A 25,153-nucleotide genomic window follows, 5' to 3' on the forward strand; every position below is an offset into this window, starting at 1 on the left:
TTGCCGAAGATCGCACAACACTCAAGGAGCTAATTGTGGTAGACCCTGCGGAAATTTTTTCTCGCGTCGAGATTCCCAGCCCACAGGTCCGGGAACAAGCGCAGGCGTACCAGGATCAGCTCACCAAACCAGCAGGTAGCCTGGGACGCCTGGAGGAAATTGGCATCTGGCTGAGCGCATGCCAAGGCGTGGTTCCACCTCGACCAATCAGCCGTGCACGGGTGGTGGTTTTCGCAGGTGACCACGGGATCGCCGCCAAGGGAGTCTCCGCTTACCCACCCGCGGTCTCCCTCCAGATGGCCGCCAATATCCGCGCGGGCGGAGCCGGCATTAACGCCTTAGCGGAATCTGCTGGTGCTACCGTGCGAGTCGCCGATATTTCACTTGACCATGACGCATGGGGCGACGAGCGAGTCTCGCGATCTTGTGGCTCCATCGATGTCGAGGACGCGATGACCGAGGAGCAGGCGGTTCGGGCGCTCAACGTCGGCAAGATGATCGCCGACCAGGAAGTAGATTCCGGCGCTGATCTGCTCATCGCTGGAGACCTCGGTATCGGAAATACCACGCCGGCCGCGGCACTCATCGGGGTAGCTACCCGCTCCGAACCGGTTGCCGTAGTCGGTCGAGGCACTGGTATCAACGACGAAGCCTGGAAACGAAAGGTCACCGCCATTCGGGATGCCATGTTCCGTGTCCGGAACGACTACAACGACCCTGTTCGCGTCCTCCAGGCGATTTCCTCCCCCGACCTCACCGCCATGGCCGGTTTCCTCGCCCAAGCCGCCGTGCGACGGACCCCAGTCATTTTGGACGGCGCCGTGGTCACTTCTGCGGCCCTATGGGCGACCCGCCTGGCTCCAGGCGCCCGCAACTGGTGGCTCGCTGGGCATCAATCAGTCGAACCAGCGCACAAAGCGGCCCTACAGCTTCTGGAGCTCGAACCACTCCTGGAATACAACCTCCGCCTGGGCGAAGGCTCGGGCGCAGCAGCCGCCCTGCCACTCGTGCACGCAGCCGCGAACATCATGAACAGCATGGCTACCTTTGAATCCGCAGGAGTCTCGGAGACGATCTAGATGTCCGGCAAAGCGGGTCAAACCCCGAGCGAGGAACCCACACACGGTCCAGCCCTCATCGATGGCCCGGCAACTGTCATCAGTTGGCTAACAGTGCTTCCCGTCCGCGGCGCCTCCACGTTCGATCGCACCACTGGCAGGCGCGCCATGGCGTCACTTCCAGTGGCCGGGGTCGTCATCGGCCTGATTGTGGGGCTCATCGGCGGGCTTGTCGACGCTGTGGCGACTCCCCTCCTCGCGGCCGCACTCACCGTAGCTGGGTTCCAGCTATTAACCCGAATGATGCACCTTGATGGTCTCGCCGACGTCGGGGACGCACTTGGTTCTTATGCACCCGCTCGACGCGCCCAAGAGATTCTGGCGGATTCCTCGACTGGCGCGCTCGGGATGGGTACCGCGCTGCTGGTGCTACTCACCCAGGTCGCAGCGTATGCCTCCCTCGCACAGTACCTTTCCCCCATTTTTTTCGGACTGGCGATTCTTGCCGTGGGCTTCATCAGCCGTACTGCCGGAATGATTGGCTGCACCCGCGGTTTCAGACCGTTCTCGTCGACAGGTTTCGGCAGTTTGATTGTGGGTACCCTGCGACCCGGTTGGATCGTAGGCTGGCTAGCGGTTGCGTCGGTGGGTCTCGTGGGCCTTGCCGTAGGCGTCGATAAGCACTTGGCTGTGAGCCTGGCTGCAGCATGCGCGACGGCGCTAGTAATTGCTTTCGTGCTCGCGCGACATTGCTCCCGACGCTTTGCCGGCCTCAATGGGGACTGCGTCGGCGCAAGTATTGAATGCGCAGCAACAGCCGCAGCCACCACCACGGCGTTGGCGCTAGGAATCGCATCCTAGCACCGGGGCACTAGGCAGATACCAGGATGTGCTTCCATCCGTGCTGATCCGCGACCTCGCCACGCTGGATGCCGGTGAGGGTTTCGCGGAGCTTCATGGTGATCTCGCCGGTTTTTCCGCCATTGATTTGGAATTCCCCATCCTTGGACTTCACAGTCCCGACCGGGGTAATCACGGCAGCGGTGCCACAGGCAAAAGCTTCAGTCATCGCGCCGCTGGTGGCAGCCTCTCGCCACTCCGAAGTGGTGATAGTACGTTCTTCCACACGTAGGCCCAGATCCTGGGCTACCTGTAGGAGCGAATCGCGGGTGATGCCGGGCAAGAGCGAACCGCTCAACTGTGGGGTAACTAGGGTTGGTTGATCGTCGCCACCGAAGATAAAGCCGAGGTTCATCCCGCCCATTTCTTCAATGTTTTCGTGCTTGATCGCGTCCAACCAGACCACCTGGTCACAACCCTTTTCGGCAGCCTGTGCCTGAGCAAGCAACGATGCCGCATAGTTACCAGCGAACTTTGCAGCACCCGTACCACCTGGGGCGGCGCGGACGTAGTCTTCACACAGCCATACCGAAACCGGGTTGATACCGCCGCTGAAGTAGGCGCCGGCTGGGGAGGCAATAATCGCGAAGGTGTAGGAATTTGCGGGGTGAACGCCAAGTCCGATTTCCGTCGAGATCATGAATGGGCGCAGGTAGAGGGATTCTTCTCCACCAGCGGCCGGGACCCATTCGCGATCGATATCCACGAGCTGGCGGACTGCTTCCACAAACACATCTTCCGGCAGCTCCGGCATTGCCATCCGGCGAGCAGAAGCGTTGAGTCGGGCTGCATTTGCTTCGGGGCGGAAAGCAGCAATAGACCCATCAGGCTGACGATATGCCTTCAAGCCTTCAAAGATTGCCTGCCCATAGTGCAAGACGCTGGATGCCGGGTCGAAGCTCAGCGGGGCGTAGGGGCGGACTCGGGCATCATGCCAGCCTTGGTCAGTGTTCCATTCAATGGTCACCATGTGGTCTGTAAAGTGCTTACCAAAACCAGGATGAGCAAGAATGTCGGCGATCTGCGTCGCAGGAGTAGCGCTTTGTGTGCGATCGATCACAAATTCAAGTTCGTTCATGCTCACTAAAGATACACGCAATTCCGGCCACTGCGCAGCACTTTCACTGTCTTACCTCCACAATTGGGCACCAGTGCTGTGACGGAGATCCATCAGCCTGGACTAAGGTTTAGTTGTTGCTATTCGTTACCACCACATCCAGGAGGTTGAGTACCACCGTGCCAACAGAGTTTTCTCTCCCTGCAGTAGGCGACATGCCGCAGCTCAGCATCGCCAAGAAGCTCCCTAAAAAGGCTGATGCGATTGTCATTCCGGTCTTCCAGGGCGAAGACGGCCCGGAAATCGCGACCACGGGCCTGTTTTCCAGCGAGGATGAAGTTGCTATCCTCCGCGCACTCGGCGCGTTGGGTGCTACCGGCAAGGCTCAGGAGATTACCAAGCTCACCGCCGTAGCTGACGCGGAGCTCATCGTGGCTGTAGGGCTCGGCGATTCTGCTGAGTTTGACGCCGAAACTTTGCGACGCAGTGCCGGCGTTGCAGCGCGTAGCCTCACCGGTATCAAGGTCGCAGCATTTGCCCTCGGTGTATTTGGCCTGAGCGACACGGTGGTGGGTGCCGCACTGGGCGCATACTCATTCCGTGGCCAAAAGACCACGAAGCAGCCGAAAGCTCAGCGTCCGGTGCAGGAGATCGTATTCATCTCCGAGAAGAATGATGAGTTTGAGCAGGCTCAGATCATCGCCGAATCCGTCGCATTCGCTCGCGATTTGGTGAACACCGCATCTTCGCATCTTTACCCGGAGTCCTATGCTGTCATCGCGGCCAATCTGGCAGAGAAGTATGGCGTAGCCACGGAAATCCTGGACGATAAGCAGCTGGCCAAGAAAGGCTTCGGTGGCTTGACGGCGGTGGGTCAAGGGTCTGCTCGCGGGCCACGTCTGTTGCGTCTGACCTACGAGGCCAAGAAGGCGGAAAAGCATGTCGCACTCGTCGGTAAGGGCATTACTTTCGACACTGGCGGTATCTCGATCAAGCCAAGCGCAAATATGGACCAAATGATCTCCGACATGGGCGGTTCCGCCTCGGTCATCGCAGCTACCATCGCAGCAGCTCGCCTCGGCTTGAAGGTTACTGTGACGGCGACGGTTCCTATGGCCGAGAACATGCCAGACGGCTTGTCGTACCGACCAGGAGATGTCATCACCCAATACGGCGGAAAGACGGTGGAAATCACCAACACCGACGCCGAGGGGCGCCTCGTGCTTGCCGACGCCATGGTGCGCGCCTGCGAGGATAAGCCGGACTACCTCATCGATACCGCTACCCTCACCGGCGCACAACTCGTCGCTTTGGGTGCCCGCACCACCGGTGTTATGGGCACTGAATTGTTCCGCGATCGCATCGCGGAAATCGGCCGGGAAGTCGGCGAACCCGCCTGGGCAATGCCAATTCCAGAGGAAATGGCCGAGGAAATGAAGTCTGACGTCGCGGATCTGCGCAACTCCGGCGGCAGCCGTTTCGGTGGCATGATGCAGGCCGGCTACTTCCTTTCGGAATTCGTCTCCGATGACATCGAGTGGGCTCACCTGGACATCGCGGGCCCGGCATACAACACGGGTGGAGCTTTCGGCTATGTCCCTAAGCGTGCGACGGGCAACCCAGTTCGCACGCTGGTAGCAACGCTGCAGGATATCGCCGACAAGGGCTAGAAACTATCCTGCTGGATCTTCGCCGCGCTCGAAACGGGCGCGGCGTTGTTGTTGTTCCTGCCGTTTCCGCAGGATCCGATCGCGTTCAATGCGTTCGCGCATCCGTTGTGGGTATCCCGTTTCTTCGACGTCGTAGACCGGAATGTCTAGCAAACGGATGCACGCATCGATGCCTTTTGGTCCGCCGATTCGCCTGCGGGTAAAGTCGCCGGTTTCGTCGACAAGCACGATGCTCATTTCGTTGACTAAGGTTTCTGGTTCGACAAACCCTTCAACAAAGGCCTTACCGACGACCCATGCTTTCAGGTATTCCGCATCTTCCGGCCGAATAGTGTCACCTGGCCCTCGGGGTGGCTTGATGCCTGGTTTTGACCTGCGATTACCAAATAGTTTGAACACAAATATCTATATTAGGCGAGCATCGCAACTCACCTATCAGCCCTATGTGTGACGCTGAGGAAGCAGAACCGGTACGCTTTAGGGTATCAATCGCATTTTTGTCGATCTAGAATTTCAAGGAGTCTTTCACAATGGCGTTTTCCGTTGAAATGCCCGAACTCGGTGAGTCAGTCACCGAAGGCACTATTACCCGCTGGCTGAAGCAGGTCGGTGACACTGTCGCTGCCGACGAGCCGTTGCTGGAGGTTTCCACGGATAAGGTTGACACGGAAATCCCTGCTCCACGCGCAGGTGTGTTGACCAAGATCCTGTTCGAAGAAGACGACACCGTAGATGTCGGTGAAGTCATCGCCGAAATCGGTGAAGAAGGCGAAGCCGCCGATTCAGCAGCAGCTGAACCAGCCAAGGAAGAACCAAAGGCTGAGCCAGCAAAGGAAGAAACCAAGGAAGAGCCACAGGCAAGCAACAACGCAGCCTCCGGCGAAGCTACCGACGTGAAGATGCCAGAACTCGGCGAATCCGTCACCGAAGGCACCATCACCCGCTGGCTGAAGTCCGTCGGCGACACCGTCGAAGTAGACGAAGCACTGCTAGAAGTCTCCACCGACAAGGTCGACACCGAAGTACCTTCCCCAGTAGCAGGCACCATCGTCGAAATCCTCTTCGACGAAGACGACACCGTTGATGTCGGCGAAGTCATCGTCCGCATCGGCGACGCCAACGCACAGCCAGCAGCAAAGGAAGAAACCAAGGCAGAACCAGCCAAGGAAGAACCAAAGGCTGAGCCAGCAAAGGAAGAAACCAAGGAAGAGCCACAGGCAAGCAACAACGCAGCCTCCGGCGAAGCTACCGACGTGAAGATGCCAGAACTCGGCGAATCCGTCACCGAAGGCACCATCACCCGCTGGCTGAAGTCCGTCGGCGACACCGTCGAAGTAGACGAAGCACTGCTAGAAGTCTCCACCGACAAGGTCGACACCGAAGTACCTTCCCCAGTAGCAGGCACCATCGTCGAAATCCTCTTCGACGAAGACGACACCGTTGATGTCGGCGAAGTCATCGTCCGCATCGGCGACGCCAACGCACAGCCAGCAGCAAAGGAAGAAACCAAGGCAGAACCAGCCAAGGAAGAAACCAAGGCAGAACCAGCCAAGGAAGAGCCAAAGGTCGAGGTTGCTGCCAAGGTTGAGGCGCCAAAGGAAGAGGCCGCTAAGGTCGATAATTCCAATGCCCCATACGTCACCCCGTTGGTCCGCAAGCTAGCTGACAAGCACGGCGTAGACCTTTCCAAGGTCGAGGGCACCGGAGTCGGTGGACGTATCCGCAAGCAGGATGTCTTGGCTGCTGCTGGCCAGGGCGAAGCACCTGCGACTACCGCTGCGGCGAAGGGCTCTGCAATTTCGACGAAGTCCGTCGATCCAGAGAAGGCAAAGCTGCGTGGCACCACACAGCGCGTCAACCGTATTCGCGAGATCACCGCGAAGAAGACCTTGGAATCCCTCCACTCTGCAGCTCAGCTGACCCAGCTGCATGAAGTGGATATGACCAAGGTTGCGGAGCTCCGCAAGCAGGCTAAGCCTAAGTTCGTCGAGAAGCACGGCGTGAACCTGACCTACCTGCCATTCTTCGCGAAGGCAATCGTTGAGGCTCTGGTTTCCCACCCGAACGTCAACGCTTCCTACAACGCTGAGACCAAGGAAATGACCTACCACGCGCAGGTCAACTTGGGTATCGCCGTGGATACTCCGGCTGGTTTGCTCTCCCCTGTCATCCACAACGCTCAAGACAAGTCGCTGCCTGAGCTGGCTAAGGCCATCGTTGACATCGCCGATCGCGCGCGCAACAACAAGCTCAAGCCAAATGACCTGACTGGCGGCACCTTCACCATCACCAACATTGGTTCCGAAGGCGCGCTCTCTGACACCCCAATCCTCGTGCCACCACAGGCTGCGATGGTCGGCACCGGAGCGATCGTCAAGCGCCCTGTCGTGGTCACCGAGGACGGCAACGATGCGATCGCTATCCGTCAGATGGTTTACTTGCCAATGACCTACGATCACCAGGTTGTTGACGGTGCCGACGCCGGTCGTTTCATGACCACCGTCCGCGACCGTCTCGAGACCGGCAACTTCGAAGGCGACCTTGAGCTCTAGTAACTAGGCGCTTTTCGACGACATAATGGCTGCTTACCGCACTGCGGGAGGCAGCCATTTTTGTTGTTGCCTTGGTTATCGACTTAAATCACACCGCTCTTATCGATTAAGGTGCGCCACTCTATACTGAAGGGCAACGGAAAAATCCTTTCCACGTCCTGACCTAAACCAAGGAGCAGACACCAACAATGACCGAAAACAACACCTCGGAATTTCTAGGCCGCCACCTCGGCCCCAACGATTCCGAAGCACGGGTGATGCTGGATCAACTTGGCTACGCCACGATTGATGACCTGATCACCGCAGCACTGCCAGCTGACATCGCACTTTCTCAACTTCCCGAGCTACCCGCACCCCTCAACGAGTACGAAGCTCAAGCGAAACTTCGCGAGTATGCCGAGAAGAACGTCGAGAAGCGAGTTTTCTACGGTCAGGGCTACTCTGACACGATCACCCCACCGGTTATCCGCCGCGGAGTCTTGGAGGACGCGGGCTGGTACACCGCTTACACCCCATACCAGCCGGAGATTTCCCAAGGACGCCTCGAGGCCCTGCTGAACTTCCAGACGATGGTGCAGGAACTCACCGGCCTGGACATCGCCAATGCTTCCCTGCTTGATGAAGCGACCGCCGTCGCGGAAGCTGTCGGCCTGATGTCGCGCGCGGTCAAGAAGGGACGTCGCATTTTGTTGGATGCTCGCCTGCATCCACAGATACTCGTCGTCGCGGCGGAACGCGCCCGCACCATCGACCTCGAAGTTGAAATCGTCGACCTCACACAAGGGATCGTCGGCGAAGACCTGGTGGGCGCAGTTATCGCCTGCCCCGGCACCGAAGGCGACCTGCTCGATCCGACGGCGATCATCAACGATCTCCACGACCGCGGCGCATTGGCGACGGTCACAGCAGACATCCTTGGTCTGGTCGCACTGAAGTCCCCCGGTTCGATGGGTGCCGATATTGCCGTCGGCTCCACCCAGCGCTTCGGTGTGCCTCTGTTCTACGGTGGCCCCCACGCTGCATACATGGCAGTTACCGACAAGCTCAAGCGTCAGATGCCTGGTCGCCTCGTCGGTGTCTCCGTAGATGCCGAAGGTCACCCCGCTTATCGCCTCGCGCTGCAGACCCGTGAGCAGCATATTCGACGCGAGAAGGCTACCTCGAACATCTGTACTGCCCAAGCCTTGCTAGCAGTTACCGCCTCGATGTACGCCGTGTGGCACGGCGCTGCTGGTTTGCAGCGCATCGCGGAACGTGTCCACCAGCTAGCTGCGCAGTTGGCCGCGAGCCTTTCCGCAGCCGGCGTCGACGTACTGCACGAGAACTTCTTTGACACGGTCACCGTTTCGGTGCCAGGCAAGGCCGAGGAACTCGTTGCGCGCGCAGCCGAGGCGGGCTACCTGGTTCGTGGCATCGGCACAGACAAGGTATCCGTTTCCTTCGGCGAATCCGCAACCGAGCAAGACGTTGCAGCCCTCGCCGGCATTTTCGACGCCTCGGTGGTTGAAGGTTCCTTAGCTATCCCTGCAGATCTCGTGCGTACGGAAGCCCCGCTGACCCACGAGGTATTCAGCTCCGTGCACTCCGAAACCCAGATGATGCGTTACATCCGCACCTTGGGCGACCGCGATCTCGCGTTGGACCGCACCATGATTCCGTTGGGTTCCTGCACGATGAAGCTCAACCCAACCGCAGGTATGGAAGCTATCTCCTACCCTGGCTTCGCGGGAATCCACCCTTACGCTCCTGCGGACCAGGCTCAGGGCTGGCTCGAATTGATCGCGGAGCTGGAAGACTGGCTAGCTAAGGTCACTGGCTACGCCAAGGTTTCCGTCCAGCCGCCTGCGGGTTCCATGGGTGAGCTGGCCGGCCTCATCGCGATCCGTCGCTACCACGTAGCTAACGGAGACGAAGGCCGCGACATCGTTTTGATTCCACAGTCTGCACACGGCACCAACGCTGCCTCGGCAACGCTGGCCAACCTGCGTGTGGTGGTGGTCGGCACCGCAGCCGACGGCTCGATCGACTTGGACGACCTGGACGCCAAGATCGAAAAGCACGGCGAGCATGTCGCTGGCATCATGATCACCTACCCATCGACCCACGGCGTGTTCGAAGACACCGTCCGTCAAGTCTGCAAGAAGGTGCACGACGCCGGCGGACAGGTCTACATCGATGGCGCGAACATGAACGCCCTGACCGGCCTGGCTGCCCCGGGCGAGTTTGGTGGCGACGTCTCCCACCTGAACCTGCACAAGACGTTCACCATCCCACACGGTGGAGGTGGACCAGGTGTTGGCCCGGTCTGTGTGGCCGAACACTTGGTTCCATTCCTGCCAGGTGATGCCCGTGACGTTGATCCAACCGCCCCAATCGCCGTCGGCGAAGGCGTGCCGGTTGCAGGTGCCGCTTTCGGCTCCGCTGGCGTGTTGCCAATTCCTTGGGCTTACATCGCGATGATGGGCGCCGAAGGACTCAAGGCCGCCACCTCTTATGCAATTCTGGCCGCCAACTACGTCTCCCACGCGCTCAAAGATGCTTTCCCGACGCTCTACACCGGCGAAAATGGGCTCGTAGCCCACGAGTGCATTCTGGACCTGCGTGAGCTCACCAAGCAGTCCGGTGTGACAGCGACGGACGTCGCAAAGCGCCTGGTTGACTACGGTTTCCACGCTCCGACCCTGTCCTTCCCTGTCGCTGGCACCCTCATGGTCGAGCCAACTGAGTCCGAGGACCTGGCTGAGCTGGACCGATTCATTGAGGCGATGCTTTCGATCCGCGCGGAGATTCAGGAAATCATCGACGGCAAGATCAGCCTCGAGGATTCCGTGCTTTCCCATGCGCCGTTCACGGCCCCAGCTATCGCAGCCGACGAGTGGGAATACAAGTTCACCCGTCAGCAGGCGGCCTTCCCAGTTCCGGGTCTGCGTCGCACGAAGTACTACCCGGCTGTCCGTCGTATCGACGAAGCCTACGGCGACCGCAACCTCGTCTGCTCCTGCCCGCCACCATCCGCATTCGATTTCACTGAGGAGTCCTAAATGTCCGATGTGTTGTATTCCCCCCTGCACACCGAGCATGAAGCACTAGGCGCCTCTTTCACTGCCTTCGGCGCGTGGCAGATGCCACTGAAGTACGGTTCCGAACTCGCCGAGCACAAGGCGGTCCGCGAAAACGTCGGACTTTTCGATCTCTCGCACATGGGCGAAATCCGGGTCACCGGCGCCCAGGCCGGCGAATTCCTGGACTACGCGCTGATCTCCCAGCTCTCGACGATCGCTGTGGGCAAAGCGAAGTACACCATGATCGTGCAGCCAGACGGGGGCATTATCGACGACCTGATCGTCTACCGGCTCGATGACGCGGAATTCCTCGTGGTCCCTAACGCTGGCAACGCTGATGTCGTCTGGGACGAGCTTTCCGCGCGCGCTGCGGGCTTCGATGTTTCTTTGGCGAACGAATCCCGCACCACGGCTCTCGTCGCTGTGCAAGGCCCCCGCGCCGAGGAGCTGCTCACCGGCATCGCCGAAGATGCAGCTGCTGTACGTGAGCTGAAGTATTACGCGACGGTACCGGCAAAAATCGCTGGCTTTGATGTCTTGCTCGCTCGCACCGGGTACACCGGCGAGGACGGCTTTGAGCTTTTCCTGCCCAATGAACAGGCCTCGACACTGTGGGAAGCTCTCGTTGCAGCTGGAAAGCCGTTCGAGATGCTGCCATGTGGGCTAGCAGCCCGTGATTCCCTGCGTCTTGAGGCAGGTATGCCGCTCTACGGCAACGAACTCAATCGCACGTTGACCCCTGCCGATGCCGGTCTCGGCGTGCTGGTGTCCAAGAAGAAGGAAGGTGACTTCCTGGCTAAGGATGCCCTCCTCGGCGCCGAAGCTCCGAAGCGCAAGCTCATCGGCTTGCAGGGTGAAGGTCGACGGGCGGCGCGCGCCCACTCGATGATCCTTTCCCCGGAAGGCGCAGAGATCGGCGAGGTAACTTCTGGCCAGCTCTCCCCAACCCTTGGCTACCCAGTTGCGATGGCCTACCTCGATGTGGATTTCGCCGAGGAAGGCCGCGAGCTGGACGTAGATATCCGTGGCAAGAAGCACACCTACCGTGTTGTCAAACTGCCTTTCTACAAGCGTGGCTAAAATTTAATCTGACACTTCTCACCCGAAAGGCTAACCATGTCTAACCTTCCTGAGTCTTACTCCTACTCTGCTGACCACGAGTGGATCTCCGGCGCCGAGGTCGGCGCTACCGTCAAGCTCGGCATCACCGACTTCGCTGCTAACGCTCTCGGTGAAATCGTCTACGTTGACCTGCCTGCAGTGGGTGACACCGTTGAGATCGGCGAGACCTGTGGCGAAGTTGAGTCCACCAAGTCCGTTTCCGACCTGTTCTCCCCGGTCAACGGCACCGTCGTTGCCGTCAACGACGAGCTTGCCGACGCCCCCGAGACCATCAACTCCGATCCATTCGAAGCTGGTTGGCTCTTCGAGGTCGAAATCACCGAGGTCGGCCCAGTCATGACTGCCGCTGAATACGCGGAAAAGAACGGCATCTAGGTCGCCTCACCCCCAAAAAAACGGCCCACCTCAGTATTGAGGTAGGCCGTTTTTCTATTGAATTTGCGGTTGCTTGCGCTCGTGGAACCAGGGCAGCCAGACGATCGTCATGACGAGCACAGCCAGTGCGATGATTACGTAGTACGGCAAGTCCATCGTGTAGCTGAACGCTATGACTAGCGCAGCGAGGGTAGCTACTATTCGCCACGGCAACTTGATCACTGACTCTCTCCTCTACAACTTAACGGTTGTTACTTTAAATAAGTCTCTCAAGGGAGAGAGCGTCAAGCGCTGTAACAGGATCGTAATGGCAGGGGCTAGCTAAACAGATCACTCAGGCCCGAACCAGACGAGCTGGATTCCCCCGCTCCACCGAAAATCTGCCCCTCCGACGGCTGCACCACCACGATGCCCTGACCACCGAATCCCAGCTGGATAGACTCGCCGGTGCCGCCGTGGACCAAGGAACGAAGGCCACCAGTGAAGTCGGTGCGGACCTGCATCTGCACGCCGGAGGTCCACAGCACCGCTGCTTGCGGGTCAGCGAAGGTGGGGGCTTCGGCCACGTTGAGGGCGATTGGATCGCCGTCGGTAAGCACGGCAACGAACCCAGTGCCCCGCAGCGAAACGTTGAAAAGCCCGCCGGCCATCATTCCGCCGCCCTTGATGCGGTGGACGTCCCATTCGATGCTGGAAGAGAACGCGAGGACGTTCTTACCGTTGACGGAGATCATGTCATTTTCCAGGAAGAGGATTTGCACTTCCTGGGCTTGGTCGGCAAGGAAAACCTGGCCAGCGCCGGAAACGTGCATCATTTCTACGCCTTCGCCGGTGACGGCTTTCTTGAACATTTTGCCCAGGCCACCAGACCCCTTGTTTTCAAACCTCACATCGCCCTGGTAGGCCACCATCGAGCCGACCTTCGCTTGGATCGGCGCACCTTGCAAGTTCACCTTGAGCATTTTCTTGTTCTGCTGGACGAACTGGTCATTGGACTGGATTTCAGCCGAGTTTTGAAACAGGTATCCGTGGATTGGCATCGGGGCTCCTCATAGTTGAAAGGTCTGTGCACACCCCATTGAACCCGAATTTCTCCTTTTGAACATCAGGGTTTTCCCCCAATGTACACCTAGTTTTCGGATGCGTCGCATCGGCGTATCCTAATGTTTCATGACAGCCCCTCGCGCCCCTTTTACCGCACCCGATGCCCCGATCCGACGCAGTGGCGAGCCGATTGACGTCGTCAAGCTTGGGCTCCAGGATTATGAGCAGATGTGGCATCGTCAGGCCGACATCGCGGCCCAGCGCGCCAATGACGAGATCCACGACCAGCTGCTGATGCTCGAGCACCCGTCGATATACACCGCGGGCAAGCGCACCCAGCCCGAGGATCGCCCCACCAACGGCCTGCCGGTCATTGACGTGGACCGTGGTGGTCGCATCACCTGGCATGGCCCCGGCCAACTGGTCTGCTACCCGATCATCAAACTCAACGACCCTGTTGACGTGGTCGACTATGTGCGCCGCGTGGAGGAAGCACTCATCCAGGTGGTGCGCCAACTCGGTGTCACCACTGCCGGGCGTATCGACGGCCGTTCCGGAGTATGGGTCCCGGCCAGTGACGGCCGGGCGGACCGCAAAATTGCCGCGCTCGGTATCCGAATCACTCGCGGGGTGTCTATGCATGGGCTCGCGCTGAACTGCAACAACACCCTCGAGTACTACGACCACATCGTCCCCTGCGGCATCGACGATGCCGGAGTGACCACCCTCGCCGCCGAGCTCGGACGAGACGTGACGGTGGATGAATGCATTGAGCCAATTTCGGTGGCCCTGATTGATGCCCTCGAAGGGCGTCTTACCGTGGCTGACCATACGTTTGGCACGGCTCCGGATCCCTGTAAGGGGTTAGGCAAGCGAAAGGTGTAGGGTTGGCTGCGTGACTGTTGCACCTGACGGAAGAAGAATGCTCCGCGTTGAGGCTCGTAACTCCGAGACTCCCATTGAGAGCAAACCACGCTGGATCCGCACCTCGGTGAAAACGGGTCCGGAATATCAAGATATGAAACAGCGCGTTTCCGGCGCTTCCCTACACACTGTTTGCCAAGAGGCAGGGTGCCCCAACATCCACGAATGTTGGGAATCCCGCGAGGCCACTTTCCTCATCGGCGGTGACCAGTGCTCGCGGCGCTGCGATTTCTGCCAAATCCACACCGGCAAGCCAGACCCACTCGATCGCGACGAGCCGCGTCGCGTCGCGGAATCCGTGCGCGAGATGGGGCTTAACTACGCCACCATTACCGGCGTCACCCGTGACGATTTGGAAGACGAAGGTGCCTGGCTCTACGCGGAAGTCGTCCGCCAGATCCACGCGTTGAATCCCAACACGGGCGTGGAAAACCTGGTTCCGGACTTCTCCGGCAAGCCTGACCTGCTTCAACAAGTTTTCGAGGCGCGCCCCGAGGTGTTCGCGCACAACATTGAAACCGTGCCACGTATCTTCAAGCGCATCCGCCCAGCGTTCCGCTATGATCGCTCCCTGGACGTCATCCGCCAGGCTCGAGATTTCGGCCTGGTGACCAAGTCCAACCTGATCCTCGGCATGGGCGAAACCGTCGAAGAAATCCAGGAAGCCCTGCGCGACCTGCGTTCGGCTGGCTGTGACATCATCACCATCACCCAGTACCTGCGCCCAGGACTGAAATTCCACCCGATCGAACGATGGGTGAAGCCGGAAGAATTTGTCGAGCACGCAGATTATGCCCGCGAGCTGGGCTTTACCGGCGTTATGTCCGGCCCGTTGGTGCGCTCCTCCTACCGCGCCGGCCGCCTCTACGCCCAGACTATCGCCGCACGCGGCGAGGAACTGCCAGAGAACTTGAAGCACCTCGCTGAAACCTCCGCTGGTTCCACCGCCCAGGAAGCCACTTCCCTGCTGGCGAAGTACGGCGCATCCGAAGACACCCCCGTGACCACCCGCGCATAGTCTCGCCCCAGCGGGCTCGTGCGCCTAATCGACGCCAGCTTTTCTAGATTCCTGGAGAAGCAGGCGTCGATTTCGTGTTTTCGTTCGCTTTTGTGCCCGCCTGGTTTGGGAGTCGGCGAGAGTGTGAAAACGGGCGGGCGGCACGTCGGCCGTCGCCAAGCCTGTGGCCCGGATCAATCCTCGGGAATCGGGTCTGCTTCGCACAGGTAGGCGGCGGTGCCGAGGGGATCGTCGATAAACTCGCGCGTGGCTTCGACCAGGGAGGTTTCCTCATACGACACGCGGGTCAATGCGCCGTCGCGGATCTCGAGAATCTCCGCGCCTGGAACGGCCAAAATGATCGGCGAATGGGTAGCGATGATGAACTGCGCACCACGCCTGGCCAGATCCGCGATACGAGCAGCGGCAACAATCTGTGAGTCGGGCGACAGCCCAGATTCGGGCTCATCCAGGAGGTACAGTCCATTCGCATGAAAGCGGTTCTTCAGCAGGTGCAAGGAGCTTTCGCCGTGTGACATCGTGTGCATCCGCGGGCCAAAGCGCGGATCGTAGAATCCAGGCGCATCATAATAGCTAAAGACCTTGTTCATGGCCTCCGCGCGCAAGAAGTAGCCATCGCGAGGGTTGCGCGAACGGAAGATACGCAGCCAATAGTGCAGCTCGGAGACGGTATCCGCTGAAGAAAATAGGCTGTTTCGAGTGCCACCGGCTGGATTGAAGCGCATGCCGACGGCCAATGCTTCCACCAGCGTCGACTTACCAGCACCGTTTTCCCCCACCAAAAAAGTAACGGAAGACGTGAAGTCGATCCGGCCGGCGCCCAACAGCGACTTCACGATCGGCAACTGACGCAGGTAAGCGTTATCTTCCCCTGGTTCGAGTTCCGAGAGCTCGAACCCACTGATAAAAGTCATCGCAACCTGCCTAGCTCTCCGAGGATCCGCTGCTGCGGGTCCCGCAGGAAGTCGCGATAAGTCAGGTAGATCGGGTGGTCCTCGTACGCCACCTGACCAAGCCTTTCCGACGACAGATGCCAAATATCCGCTCCTGGCACCGCCAAAATGATCGGCGAGTGTGTTGCGATAATGAATTGTCCCCCACCTCGAGCGATCATGTCGATATACCCCAATAGCGCCATTTGATGGATGGGACTCAGCCCGACTTCGGGTTCATCGAGGATGAACAGTCCCTTGGAAAAGAAGTGGCGCTCCACCACATCCATGATGGATTCGCTATGCGAACGCGCCACCGGCTCGCCAGCATTCGCCACATTGAATTGAGTTTCCGAGCGCAGAAAATAGCCATTGATCAGCGGCAATGAGCCTCGAATGACGAGGGCGCGGTGCAGCTTCGAGGTGGTCCATTCTGCTGCGCGATTGAACTCAGCCTGTACGCCTCCGGCGGCGTCAAACCCCAACCGGCACGCCATCGCCTCGATGAGCGTGGATTTTCCGGCACCGTTTTCGCCGGTCAGGATCGTGACTGGTCGCGTGAATCGGAAAGTCCCCAGGGCACCTAGATGCCTGGCCAGCGGCAGCGATGTGGAATAATCCCCATTGCTGATGGGCTTCAGGTACAACCGGTCCACGTACATGAGATACACGTTACCTCCGTTCAATTGGGCGTCGAAAAGCACGCGTCGGGGGCCGATTAGCGTAAAGCACCCCCAAATGTCCTAAAGTAGTGGTCATGGCAGATGCAAAGAAGGCGCAGTTGAAGGCAGCCGAAAAGGAAGCAAAGGCAGCTAAGCGCGCGCAGCGAAAGCAGAATTACTCGCAAATGTGGCAAGCGTTTAACATCCAGCGCAAGAACGACAAGGCGCTGGTTCCGCTCATGCTTATCGCAGTGGTCGGCATGGCCGTGCTGTTCTTTGGTCTGGGCTTGCTCTTCAATTCGCAATGGTGGATGCTGCCGATTGGTTTGGCGCTGGGCATCATGCTGGCGATGTTTATCTTCACCCGACGTGTCGAAAAGTCTGTCTACGACCAGGCTGAAAACCAGCCCGGTGCTGCCGGTTGGGCACTGGAGAACCTCAAGTCGGGTGTCGGAATGGCTTGGCGCACCAAGACGGCGATCGCTGCCAACACCCACATGGACGCGGTCCACCGCGTCATTGGCAACCCCGGAATTGTCCTGGTTGGCGAAGGCGAAATGCATCGACTAAAGCCGCTGATGGCGCAGGCCGAAAAGCGTCTGAACCGAGTTTCCGGCGGAGTACCGATCTACAAAATCTACACCGGTGAAGGCGAGGACCAGGTCCGCATCCGCAACCTGCAGCGCGAACTGATGAAGCTCCCTCGCAACTACAAGAAGGACGAAGTCTACGCGTTGGCCAACAAGATCGAAGCCATGGACCACATCTCCGGCCAAGGCCAGCCAGGCTTGCCGAAGGGCCCTCTGCCCAAGGGCGCGAAGGTCTCCGGTATGAATCGGCGGGCGCGCCGCCAAGCTGAGCGCGGGGGACGCTAGCTCACGGCTGTTAGCGCCCTAGCTCGTCCTAGTTGATGACGGCGCAAATATCATGCACACTGCTTAGCGTGCAGGTATTTGTAGAAAATCAACTACTTGCCCTAGTGACCATCATGGCACTGGGGCTTTTGCTTGGCCGCGTCCGGGTCTTCGGCTTCCAACTAGGAGTTGCCGCCGTCTTATTTGTGGGCCTAGGCTTTGCGACGCTCAACCCAGCTATCGCCCTGCCACCCATCGTCTTCATCATCGGTCTTTCCCTGTTCGTCTACACGATCGGCTTAGAGTCCGGGCCGGACTTCTTCCGTTCCTTGCGGACCACCGGATTGAAAGCAAATATCTTCGCACTCGCGGTCATAGCTGTGTCCACGCTGTTGGCTTGGGTGTTGATCAAAGCCTTTGATTTAGATGCCGCCACCGGCGCGGGTATGTTCACCGGAGCGCTCACCAACACGCCTGCGATGGCCGCGGTGGTGGATTCTCTGCCAGGTCTAGTTAGCCCCGACCAGCTCGCGGACGTCGCCGAACTGCCGGTCGTTACCTATTCATTGGCCTACCCGATCGGTGTGCTGGGTGTGATCGTGGCTATCGCGGTTTGCCACGCACTGTTTCGCGTCAATCCGGCTGCCGAGGCGGAGGCCGCGGGCGTGGCCGTGCACGAGCTTCTTACCGCCCGGGTGCGGGTGACCAAGGACGATCTTCCTGCGTTGACCAACATTCCCTACATTTTGGAACTAGACATCATCATCTCCAGGCGGGAGCGCGCAGGCGAACTGCATATCCCTGAGCTGGGCGATCGGGCACGCATCGGCGACATCTTGACGGTCGTCGGCACCGAATCCGAAGTCGCGCGCGCAACGGCGTTGATGGGTGAGAGCGTGCCCGGAGATCCCACGCACGACGAGGGGCTAGACTATCGACGCATCTTCGTCTCGAACCCCTCCATCGTGGGAATTCCACTCGCGAAACTGCGCCCCCAAATGTCCGACATGTTGGTCACCCGCGTGCGGCGTGGCGACGTCGACATGGTGGCCACCCCCGAGATGAGCCTGCAACTCGGGGATCGCGTACGCGTAGTCTGCCCCAGCGAACGCCTCGACCGAGCGACAAGGTTCTTCGGCGATTCCTACAAGAAAATCTCCGATATCAATCTGCTGCCCCTTCTGGTGGGGCTTACCCTCGGCGTTGTGGTGGGCATGATTGAATTCCCACTGCCGGGAGGAAGTTCGCTCAAGTTGGGCAATGCCGGCGGGCCACTGCTGGTATCGCTGGTGCTCGGCGCGCTCGGCCGTACCGGCCCAGTGGTGTGGCAGGTCCCCTACGGTGCGAACTTGGTGCTGCGGGGCCTGGGAATCACTTTGTTCTTGGCGGGCATCGGCACCACCGCTGGTGCGGGTTTTGCTAAGGCGTTGGCCGACCCTGCGTCGCTGACCGTTATCGGCGTAGGAGCTTTGTTGACCTGCGCGTTGAGCTTCCTCACCCTCCTTGTGGGACACAAAGTGCTCCGGATTCCATTCGGTCAAACAGCTGGCATCCTCGCCGGAATTCAAACCCACCCGGCCGTGCTCTCCTACGCTAGCGACCAACAAAACAATGAGCTGCCCGCGTTTGGCTATACCAGCGTGTATCCGCTGAGCATGGTGGCCAAAATCGTGGCAGCTCAAGTGTTGTTGTTTGTTTTGCTCTAGCTAGCGCAACCGCGAAGGCTTAGCCGAAAATAACCGCGGTTTGAGTAGCGCGGTCGTGGAGTCCCCGCCCGTCAGCGTCCACCATAATCGGCGGGAAAATGAAAACCGTCAGCACGGTACGCACGAGGGCACGGACGAATCCAACGCGACCGACGGCGTCGACACGCGCCACACCCATGCCGAGGATTGCCTGGCCCGGGGTGCGGGCGAACAACCACACGCTCACCACGGAGATAAGGCAAAACAGGATAAGGGTGAGTGTCGACACTCCCCCGAGCGCATCGGTGAAATTACGAATAATGATCGCGATGAACATGCAGAGAAACCAGTCGATCGTAATTCCGACTGCACGTCGCATGACACTGGCCAACGCACCTGCCCCTTTTTCCGGGAGCCCGAGCTTTTCCCCAGGCCAGCGACCTGGTGCCATGGGATCATCGGCGTCGCCCGGAATCATCGGGCCTTCAAGCCAGCTGCGTTTTTGTTCAGACATACCTAGCAATTTATCCCAGCCGTGAATCAAACACCGAAAACAGGGGCGGAAAATTACAGTTTGACACCAGAAGGTTTGTACACTGGTGCGCATGTGGCGATTTGCCTGGCCTGCCACAGGCCGAGTGAATGCGCCGAACTTTTACACACTATTTCCGCGAGGAGCACCACGTGGCTTTTGAAAGCGTTGCTGATGTCGTCAAGTACATCAAGGACGAAGAAGTTGAATTCCTAGACATCCGCTTTACCGACGTCCCCGGCACCGAACACCACCTTTCGATCCCAGCATCGATGTTCGATGAAGAAACCGCAGAAGCCGGACTGGCATTCGACGGCTCCTCTATCCGTGGGTTCACCACCATCGAAGAATCCGACATGAACCTGCTGCCGGACGTAAAGACGGCAATGATCGACCCGTTCCGACCAGCAAAGACGCTGAACATGAAGTTCTTCGTCCACGACCCATTCACCCGCGAACCATTCAGCCGTGACCCACGCAACGTCGCACGCAAAGCTGAAGAATATTTGGCCTCCACTGGCATCGCCGACACCTGCTTCTTTGGTGCCGAAGCTGAGTTCTACCTCTTCGACTCGGTACGTTTCCACACCGATGTCAACGCCTCCTTCTACGAAGTAGACAGCGACGAAGGCTGGTGGAACCGCGGTTCGGAAACCAACCTCAACGGTGGACCAAACCTCGGCTACAAGAACCGCACCAAGAAGGGCTACTTCCCTAACGCGCCTTATGACGGCGCAGTGGACATCCGCGACGACATGGTCCGCCACATGCGCGATGCTGGTTTTGACGTAGAACGCTTCCACCACGAATGTGGCCAGGGCCAGCAGGAGATCAACTACAAGTTCAACACTCTGCTGCACGCAGCAGACGACCTGCAGACGTTCAAATACATCGTTAAGCAGACCGCCCACTACCACGGTCAAACCGCCACCTTCATGCCTAAGCCACTGGCGGGCGATGCCGGATCCGGTATGCACGCCCACCAATCGCTGTGGAAGGACGGCCAGCCACTGTTCCACGACGATAACGGCTACGCGGGTCTCTCCGACCTCGCCCGTTACTACATCGGTGGCATCCTACACCACGCAGGTGCGGTGCTGTCCTTCACCAACGCGACGTTGAATTCCTACCACCGCTTGGTCCCAGGCTACGAAGCTCCAATCAACCTGGTGTACTCGCAGCGCAACCGCTCCGCAGCAGTGCGCATCCCGATTACGGGCTCCAACCCGAAGGCAAAGCGCATCGAGTTCCGCGCGCCGGACCCATCGGGCAACCCATACTTCGGCTTTGCTGCCATGATGATGGCTGGTCTCGACGGCATCAAGAACCGCATCGAGCCACACGCACCAGTGGACAAGGACCTCTACGAACTCCCACCTGAGGAAGCAGCCTCCATCCCAACCGCCCCGACTTCCCTCGAGGCATCCCTGGAAGCACTCGCCGAAGACCACGAGTTCCTCACCGAAGGTGGCGTCTTCACCGACGACCTCATCCAGACCTACATCAAGTACAAGTACGACAACGAGATCATCCCGAACCGCACGCGGCCAACCCCGCAGGAATTCGAGATGTACTTCGATTGCTAATGTAGGCGGGACATTTGCGTTTCTGACCAGCAGTTATTCGCGAATCTCCCAAACTTAAAAGAAATCCCAGTCTACTCTTGAACTGGCCCCCGAAAGTTGGACTGGTTTAATTCTAGGCGGTTTGGGTTTCAAGGGTCTGGTTCCGATAGTGCATCGGGGTCAGGCCCTTGAGTCGTTGTTGGATGCGTTCGTGGTTGTACCAGTGAATGTAGTCATCGAGTGCGTGGTAGAAGTCATCCTGACTGGTAAATGACTCACCGTGGTACATCTCTGTCTTGAGGTGCCCGAAGAAGTTTTCCATCACCGCGTTGTCGTAGCAGTTACCTTTCCTTGACATTGACTGCACACCACCAATGCTGTCAATGAGGTCGCGCCAGCTGGAATGCTGGTACTGGAACCCTTGATCCGTATGCACCAGTAAACCTTTTCCTGGCGATTGTTGTGCGATGGCATCACGCAAAGACTGTGACGTAAACGCTGTATTCGGTGAGGTAGACACGCTATACGACACGATCGCCCGATCATATAGGTCCATGATCGGCGACAAGTAAACCTTGGTGCCAGCGACCCGAAACTCCGTGACATCACTTACCCACACCGTATTTGGTGTATCCGGTGTGAAGCATCGATCCAGCACGTTCTTGGCGATGTGGCTGACAGTGCCTTTGTACGAGTTGTACTTCTTTTTCACCCTGACCTTGGACTTCAGCCCCAACTCGTCCATGAGCTTGTAGACCAGCTTGTGGTTAACCGCCCACCCTTGCCGTTGGAGTTGAGCATGCACCCGCCGGTAACCATAACGACGGTTCATCCGCTGAAAGATGTCACGGATTGCCTGCTTAAGCTGGGCATGCTTATCAGCTGCAGTGAGGCGTTGTTGGTGATAGTAAAACGTCGACCGGGCAAGACCTGCCGCAGCAAGCAGATCATCCAGCCGGTGGTCTGACTTGAGGATGACGATAGCCTCGACCTTTAACCTCGTCGCTGGTTCCTCAAGTCCCGCAATTTTTTTAGGTATGCGTTTTCCGCCCGCAATTTCTCTACCTCGCGGCGCAGCCGATCTTCCTCAGTCACTGTCTTCGTAGGTGAACTGCCCTTGGGTCGTCCCTTCGGCTTCGGTCGCAAGGCTTCGTCACCACCTGCACGCCAGGCACGGACCCAACTCGAGACAAGCTGGTCGGAGGACAACCCGAACTCGCGGGCAAGATCCATCTTCGACTCACCAGCAATGAAGCGATCGACGACTTCCTTCTTCACCTCGAAGGAAAACTGCTGCTTAGTTGGTTTCTCCACAAGACACAGCCTGCCATGAAGCTTGAACCGACGCTCAAATCGCTTCACCGCATACAGGCCAACCCCTAAACGATTAGCTGCCGCCGTGTAGCCCAGACCCTGTTCAAACAATGCAACCAACTGCTCTCGCTGAAACTCACTCAGAGAACTTCGTGCCCTCAAAGAAATACTCCCCACTAGTTAGAAACTGATTTCTCAGTCCAACTAATGGGGAGCAGTTCACACTCGCTGGACTCTCCCTGACCTGAGGCGTAAAGCTTAAAGCCCTAGCCTCAATCCAGGGAGCCAGGCAAGCACCCTCTCTCACCCAGAGAGGGTGCTTTCGTCATTGGGCTGCCCAAACTTACATTGGCTCTACTCCCGCGCAACCAGAGGCAATCGCAGGTGAAGCCATAACCCGAGGCCACGAACTCTTAGGACTCGGCGGTTACTGTCACTCGTCCCACCACTGAAAGTCGTCCGTCAGCCGTCCCGCCACCGCTTCGATCTCGGCTCGGTGGTCGTAGCGGTCGAACTTTGCGGGAGCTGGAATCTCTACATCCGACAGGGGCTTCGCTCGCCCCGCGACCCGAGCACTCCACGCTAGGTAGTCAGGGTCCACACCACCCTCCCGCGCCGCTGCCAAGAACTGCTGCACTGAGACATACTCATGCCACCTAGACACCTGCTCGGTCAGGGTTTTCCACTCATGGTCTTCCTGAACGCGCTGCGCTACGAGCTTCGCTGCGGTGTCGAGACGGCGCTGCCAAGCGGATTCTTGAATCTCCTTCATTTCCGCCCGGACACTGTCGGCCAATTCGATCTCGACTAGCGCGTCAAGGAGGTCAGAAAGCTCTGTGTCTAGCCGTTCGGGCTTGCGCTTGGTGTCCCTAACGGACCGAAACCCAACTTCAATGCTCAGCCGCCCGTTTTTGACTTGGGCGTAGAACTTCCGAGTGGGCATGTCAGAGCTTCCAGTCCACCTCCTGTGCTCTTCAATTTCCTGTTCCGTAGGCTCGCGCTGGAAGGAGTCATGAGCCTCCACCACCTTGACTTCATAGCTTCGGTGTTTCGTCTTCACTTTCACATAGCTGGGAACGTTGTGGGCATAGCTGTAGTACCGTTCATCTCTCTCGTACTCCACTGTCCAGCCAAGGCGTTCGACTTCTTTGAACAGGACGTGCAGCAAACGGCGGGCACGGGGTTGCGTCTGGGGAGAAACCTTGAAGTGCTTGCCCTCGGAGAACTTGCCGACCATGGGGTGAAACTTGTTGACTCGTTTCGCCCCTGTAGCAATGTCCAGATTGCGGGGTTCAAAAATGACCTTCTTCACAAGAGCAACCCAAACGTGCGACGCCGGTTCACGCAGGTATCGCCTGAGGGCAAACTCGTAGTGCAAAACCATGTCTTCGCCGATAAGGTCCTCGCGGAGTGCAAGGGCTTTGAGCTTTGGCTCCCAGACAGTCTTGAACGCTTCCTCGGAGCATAGGGCGCGGTACGCCACACCTTTCGGGTCGCGCAGACGCTTGTACAGCACCTCGACCACTTCGTCACTGGGCTTTGGAGGTGGCGGAGGAACGGGCGCCGGTCGTTCGATTGGCCGGGGTGGGAAGACTGCGGTGCGCTTGCGCTGTTTCACCAACGGTTCGGTGCCAGCAAGGACCCGTTTACCACGAGCAGTCACCGAGGCTTTCCAGGTCTGCCCATGGCCCTTGATTTTCACGAGACCGTGGCCCTCTAGGGTACGAGCGAAAATCTTGTAGTTTCCTTGTGGTACCGAGTCCGCCGGGCAGCCGTCGTTGATCCAGTGCAGGACTTCCTTTTGACGCTCGTTGAGAGTCTTCGCAGCCATAGATTCATTATCAAATGGGCAGCCCGGTCGCGCAGCCCGGAAGTCCTTACGGGTCGCGGTGGGTTGCTCCAGCCTGGGACTGCGACCTGGTGGCACCTAGAGTTCGTGGGCTACAGCGACACATCTAGTCACTGCGAGCTGGTCGTGGTACCGAGTTTGATACGACGTGGTAGCTGGTTTTCTATAGGCGGCTAGGTGCTGGAAGGGAGGTTTCCGAATCCCCTATCCTCCGGTTAAGCACCGCAAATTTACTTCTGTCACTGATTAGGACACAGCAACTGACGCAACCACAGTAAACAGCCACCAAAATGCAAAGATCGAACATTCATGCGACAGTTTCAGTGGAGTTGTCCAGGCAACGGAATAAGGTAGCAATAACACCAATCCCCCATAAACCAAGGAGATGCCCTTAATGTCCCAGTCCGATAAATACACCATCGCCGACGACCTGATCCGCGAAGTTGGACAGCACCCACTACGCGACCTCAACGCCACCGCCCTAGGCGAGCGCCACGGCGTTGCTGCCGAGAGCATTGTCAAAGTCGGTCATTGGTGTATCGACAACGGCTACATGACCAAGCAATCCCATTCCGACATGAACCACGTCATATGGTGCGGCATGTTGACCGCCGACGGTGAAGAAGTCGCCGCGGGTCTTGCCACCACTCGCCCCGAGCCAACGCCAACTCCGGCCCCAGTCTTCAACTTCAATGCCCCTGTAAACGCGGGAATTATCGGCTCCGGCAACACACAGAATGTCACCCTCACAGTGTCCGAAGCACAGGTCCTTGCCCTTGCCGAAGCGCTCCGTCACGACGGCCACGTCGCGGAAGCCGACACGGTGCTCGCAGCAACTAAAAACGGAAAACAGCCTGGGCGACTGCTGGAGGCGTTCACAGCCATTGGTCCGGCGCTCGATAGCTACGGGAAGTTCGCCACCGCGGTGCTTGGCATCCTCACCAGCACGCAGTAGCCCCTCCGACTGCGACCCTATGC

At 58.6% G+C, this 25,153-nt stretch carries 22 protein-coding genes; 13 read left to right on the forward strand and 9 right to left on the reverse strand.

Features of this window, described 5'->3' with window-relative positions; all coding sequences use genetic code 11:
* Positions 1 to 53 precede the first annotated feature (53 nt).
* On the forward strand, positions 54 to 1,079 hold the full coding sequence (gene cobT / locus CEPID_RS08235; RefSeq protein ID WP_407921620.1) for a nicotinate-nucleotide--dimethylbenzimidazole phosphoribosyltransferase: 1,026 nt from the start codon (positions 54 to 56) through the stop codon (positions 1,077 to 1,079).
* Complete coding sequence (gene cobS / locus CEPID_RS08240; protein ID WP_047240566.1) at positions 1,080 to 1,919, forward strand: adenosylcobinamide-GDP ribazoletransferase; 840 nt, start codon at positions 1,080 to 1,082, stop codon at positions 1,917 to 1,919. It abuts the gene before it with no gap.
* Between the two features lie 10 nt (positions 1,920 to 1,929).
* Here the strand turns inward: cobS and CEPID_RS08245 are convergent, their stop codons facing one another.
* Positions 1,930 to 3,036, reverse strand: a complete 1,107-nt coding sequence (locus CEPID_RS08245; protein WP_047240567.1) for a branched-chain amino acid aminotransferase — start codon at positions 3,034 to 3,036, stop codon at positions 1,930 to 1,932.
* A 158-nt stretch (positions 3,037 to 3,194) separates the two neighbouring features.
* On the opposite strand from CEPID_RS08245, the gene CEPID_RS08250 reads away from it, so the two are divergent.
* Positions 3,195 to 4,685, forward strand: a complete 1,491-nt coding sequence (locus CEPID_RS08250) for a leucyl aminopeptidase (RefSeq protein WP_047240568.1) — start codon at positions 3,195 to 3,197, stop codon at positions 4,683 to 4,685.
* A 3-nt stretch (positions 4,686 to 4,688) separates the two neighbouring features.
* On the opposite strand, the gene CEPID_RS08255 is transcribed toward CEPID_RS08250, so the two are convergent.
* Entirely contained in the window at positions 4,689 to 5,084 is a 396-nt protein-coding gene (locus CEPID_RS08255) for a hypothetical protein (protein WP_047240569.1), read from the reverse strand.
* A 131-nt stretch (positions 5,085 to 5,215) separates the two neighbouring features.
* Between CEPID_RS08255 and sucB the strand changes: the two genes are divergently transcribed.
* The 4 genes from sucB to gcvH all read left to right on the forward strand — a co-directional run bounded on the left by sucB (position 5,216) and on the right by gcvH (position 11,796).
* Positions 5,216 to 7,237: a 2-oxoglutarate dehydrogenase, E2 component, dihydrolipoamide succinyltransferase gene (gene sucB, locus CEPID_RS08260; RefSeq protein WP_047240570.1), complete on the forward strand. Its 2,022-nt coding sequence runs from the start codon at positions 5,216 to 5,218 to the stop codon at positions 7,235 to 7,237.
* A gap of 188 nt (positions 7,238 to 7,425) precedes the next feature.
* Positions 7,426 to 10,278: an aminomethyl-transferring glycine dehydrogenase gene (gcvP, locus tag CEPID_RS08265; RefSeq protein ID WP_047240571.1), complete on the forward strand. Its 2,853-nt coding sequence runs from the start codon at positions 7,426 to 7,428 to the stop codon at positions 10,276 to 10,278.
* Positions 10,279 to 11,379, forward strand: a complete 1,101-nt coding sequence (gene gcvT / locus CEPID_RS08270; protein ID WP_047240572.1) for a glycine cleavage system aminomethyltransferase GcvT — start codon at positions 10,279 to 10,281, stop codon at positions 11,377 to 11,379. It begins immediately after the preceding gene.
* A 36-nt stretch (positions 11,380 to 11,415) separates the two neighbouring features.
* Positions 11,416 to 11,796: a glycine cleavage system protein GcvH gene (gene gcvH, locus CEPID_RS08275; protein WP_047240573.1), complete on the forward strand. Its 381-nt coding sequence runs from the start codon at positions 11,416 to 11,418 to the stop codon at positions 11,794 to 11,796.
* A 54-nt stretch (positions 11,797 to 11,850) separates the two neighbouring features.
* Here gcvH and CEPID_RS13315 read toward each other — a convergent pair whose 3' ends face one another.
* Both CEPID_RS13315 and CEPID_RS08280 read right to left on the reverse strand, forming a co-directional pair.
* Positions 11,851 to 12,018: a hypothetical protein gene (locus tag CEPID_RS13315; RefSeq protein ID WP_158408036.1), complete on the reverse strand. Its 168-nt coding sequence runs from the start codon at positions 12,016 to 12,018 to the stop codon at positions 11,851 to 11,853.
* A 95-nt stretch (positions 12,019 to 12,113) separates the two neighbouring features.
* Positions 12,114 to 12,836, reverse strand: coding sequence for an AIM24 family protein (locus CEPID_RS08280; protein ID WP_047240574.1), 723 nt, complete (start codon positions 12,834 to 12,836; stop codon positions 12,114 to 12,116).
* Between the two features lie 130 nt (positions 12,837 to 12,966).
* Between CEPID_RS08280 and lipB the strand changes: the two genes are divergently transcribed.
* Positions 12,967 to 13,725, forward strand: a complete 759-nt coding sequence (gene lipB, locus CEPID_RS08285; protein ID WP_047240575.1) for a lipoyl(octanoyl) transferase LipB — start codon at positions 12,967 to 12,969, stop codon at positions 13,723 to 13,725.
* Between the two features lie 37 nt (positions 13,726 to 13,762).
* A complete protein-coding gene (gene lipA / locus CEPID_RS08290) occupies positions 13,763 to 14,782 on the forward strand; it encodes a lipoyl synthase (protein WP_047240576.1) in 1,020 nt (339 codons plus the stop codon).
* 173 nt (positions 14,783 to 14,955) lie between these two features.
* On the opposite strand, the gene CEPID_RS08295 is transcribed toward lipA, so the two are convergent.
* Together CEPID_RS08295 and CEPID_RS08300 are read right to left on the reverse strand one after the other, a co-directional pair.
* Positions 14,956 to 15,696, reverse strand: coding sequence for an AAA family ATPase (locus CEPID_RS08295; RefSeq protein WP_047240577.1), 741 nt, complete (start codon positions 15,694 to 15,696; stop codon positions 14,956 to 14,958).
* A complete protein-coding gene (locus CEPID_RS08300) occupies positions 15,693 to 16,376 on the reverse strand; it encodes an AAA family ATPase (RefSeq protein WP_047240578.1) in 684 nt (227 codons plus the stop codon). The genes CEPID_RS08295 and CEPID_RS08300 overlap by 4 nt, the downstream gene beginning before the upstream one ends.
* 95 nt (positions 16,377 to 16,471) lie before the next feature.
* Here CEPID_RS08300 and CEPID_RS08305 point away from each other — a divergent pair, with 95 nt between their 5' ends.
* On the forward strand, positions 16,472 to 17,251 hold the full coding sequence (locus tag CEPID_RS08305) for a DUF4191 domain-containing protein (protein ID WP_047240579.1): 780 nt from the start codon (positions 16,472 to 16,474) through the stop codon (positions 17,249 to 17,251).
* 68 nt (positions 17,252 to 17,319) lie between these two features.
* A complete protein-coding gene (locus CEPID_RS08310) occupies positions 17,320 to 18,936 on the forward strand; it encodes an aspartate:alanine exchanger family transporter (RefSeq protein ID WP_144413491.1) in 1,617 nt (538 codons plus the stop codon).
* 19 nt (positions 18,937 to 18,955) lie between these two features.
* Here CEPID_RS08310 and CEPID_RS08315 read toward each other — a convergent pair whose 3' ends face one another.
* Positions 18,956 to 19,429 carry an RDD family protein gene (locus CEPID_RS08315; RefSeq protein ID WP_047240581.1) on the reverse strand — a complete coding sequence of 158 codons (474 nt, stop codon included), beginning with the start codon at positions 19,427 to 19,429 and terminating at the stop codon, positions 18,956 to 18,958.
* Between the two features lie 170 nt (positions 19,430 to 19,599).
* Between CEPID_RS08315 and glnA the strand changes: the two genes are divergently transcribed.
* A complete protein-coding gene (gene glnA, locus CEPID_RS08320; protein WP_047240582.1) occupies positions 19,600 to 21,033 on the forward strand; it encodes a type I glutamate--ammonia ligase in 1,434 nt (477 codons plus the stop codon).
* Between the two features lie 112 nt (positions 21,034 to 21,145).
* On the opposite strand, the gene CEPID_RS12930 is transcribed toward glnA, so the two are convergent.
* Together CEPID_RS12930 and CEPID_RS08335 are read right to left on the reverse strand one after the other, a co-directional pair.
* A protein-coding gene (locus CEPID_RS12930; RefSeq protein ID WP_407921621.1) for an IS3 family transposase occupies positions 21,146 to 22,383 on the reverse strand; the annotation gives its coding sequence in 2 pieces (ribosomal slippage) (positions 21,146 to 22,047 and positions 22,047 to 22,383; 1,239 coding nt in all).
* A 376-nt stretch (positions 22,384 to 22,759) separates the two neighbouring features.
* Positions 22,760 to 24,157 carry a hypothetical protein gene (locus tag CEPID_RS08335; RefSeq protein ID WP_047240585.1) on the reverse strand — a complete coding sequence of 466 codons (1,398 nt, stop codon included), beginning with the start codon at positions 24,155 to 24,157 and terminating at the stop codon, positions 22,760 to 22,762.
* A 412-nt stretch (positions 24,158 to 24,569) separates the two neighbouring features.
* On the opposite strand from CEPID_RS08335, the gene CEPID_RS08340 reads away from it, so the two are divergent.
* The gene (locus CEPID_RS08340) at positions 24,570 to 25,130 is read left to right on the forward strand and encodes a hypothetical protein (protein ID WP_047240586.1); all 561 of its coding nucleotides are present in this window, start codon (positions 24,570 to 24,572) and stop codon (positions 25,128 to 25,130) included.
* The last annotated feature ends 23 nt before the right edge of the window (positions 25,131 to 25,153 follow it).

It is taken from the genome of Corynebacterium epidermidicanis (assembly GCF_001021025.1).
GTDB classification, from domain to species: domain Bacteria; phylum Actinomycetota; class Actinomycetes; order Mycobacteriales; family Mycobacteriaceae; genus Corynebacterium; species Corynebacterium epidermidicanis.

Bases quoted from the DNA above. Each gene is read 5' to 3' on its own strand.
- CEPID_RS08340 (WP_047240586.1), top strand. From the start codon at position 24,570: ATGTCCCAGTCCGATAAATACACCATCGCCGACGACCTGATCCGCGAA.
- sucB (WP_047240570.1), top strand. From the start codon at position 5,216: ATGGCGTTTTCCGTTGAAATGCCCGAACTCGGTGAGTCAGTCACCGAA.
- gcvT (WP_047240572.1), top strand. From the start codon at position 10,279: ATGTCCGATGTGTTGTATTCCCCCCTGCACACCGAGCATGAAGCACTA.
- lipA (WP_047240576.1), top strand. From the start codon at position 13,763: ATGCTCCGCGTTGAGGCTCGTAACTCCGAGACTCCCATTGAGAGCAAA.
- CEPID_RS08280 (WP_047240574.1), bottom strand. From the start codon at position 12,836: ATGCCAATCCACGGATACCTGTTTCAAAACTCGGCTGAAATCCAGTCC.
- cobS (WP_047240566.1), top strand. From the start codon at position 1,080: ATGTCCGGCAAAGCGGGTCAAACCCCGAGCGAGGAACCCACACACGGT.
- CEPID_RS08315 (WP_047240581.1), bottom strand. From the start codon at position 19,429: ATGTCTGAACAAAAACGCAGCTGGCTTGAAGGCCCGATGATTCCGGGC.
- CEPID_RS08295 (WP_047240577.1), bottom strand. From the start codon at position 15,696: ATGACTTTTATCAGTGGGTTCGAGCTCTCGGAACTCGAACCAGGGGAA.
- gcvP (WP_047240571.1), top strand. From the start codon at position 7,426: ATGACCGAAAACAACACCTCGGAATTTCTAGGCCGCCACCTCGGCCCC.
- CEPID_RS08335 (WP_047240585.1), bottom strand. From the start codon at position 24,157: ATGGCTGCGAAGACTCTCAACGAGCGTCAAAAGGAAGTCCTGCACTGG.
- CEPID_RS08245 (WP_047240567.1), bottom strand. From the start codon at position 3,036: ATGAACGAACTTGAATTTGTGATCGATCGCACACAAAGCGCTACTCCT.
- lipB (WP_047240575.1), top strand. From the start codon at position 12,967: ATGACAGCCCCTCGCGCCCCTTTTACCGCACCCGATGCCCCGATCCGA.
- gcvH (WP_047240573.1), top strand. From the start codon at position 11,416: ATGTCTAACCTTCCTGAGTCTTACTCCTACTCTGCTGACCACGAGTGG.
- CEPID_RS08305 (WP_047240579.1), top strand. From the start codon at position 16,472: ATGGCAGATGCAAAGAAGGCGCAGTTGAAGGCAGCCGAAAAGGAAGCA.
- CEPID_RS08300 (WP_047240578.1), bottom strand. From the start codon at position 16,376: ATGTACGTGGACCGGTTGTACCTGAAGCCCATCAGCAATGGGGATTAT.